Source organism: candidate division KSB1 bacterium (assembly GCA_034505495.1).
GTDB lineage: Bacteria > Zhuqueibacterota > Zhuqueibacteria > Residuimicrobiales > Krinioviventaceae > Fontimicrobium_A.
Window position 1 is genome coordinate 1 of the sequence record JAPDQV010000073.1, and the last position, 342, is coordinate 342.

At 52.0% G+C, this 342-nt stretch carries 1 protein-coding gene; it reads left to right on the forward strand.

The window, feature by feature from the left end; genetic code table 11:
* Positions 1 to 303: nitrate reductase (locus ONB24_15305; protein MDZ7317478.1), on the forward strand; the 303-nt coding region annotated here is incomplete at its 5' end.
* Positions 304 to 342 lie beyond the last annotated feature (39 nt).

Genomic DNA, 342 nt, shown 5'->3' on the forward strand with positions numbered 1-342 from the left:
GAAAACGAAGTATGGATCAACCTGGATGTTGCGCGACGCTATGGCCTGAAAAGCGGCGATTATGTGCGTCTCAAGAATCAGAACGGTGTTCTCAGCAATCGTGTCAAAGTTAAAGCGACGGAGCGGATTAGACCCGACTGCGTCTATATCGTGCACGGCTTCGGCCACAATTCGCGAATGCTCAAGTTCGCCTACCAAAAGGGTGCAAGCGATGCCCAGTTGATCACCCGTTACACGATCGATCCGCTGATGGGCGGCACCGGCATGAACGTAAACTTTGTCACGATCGAGGCGGAGGCTTAACATGGCACGATTTGCAATGGTTATCGATACCCTCAAGTG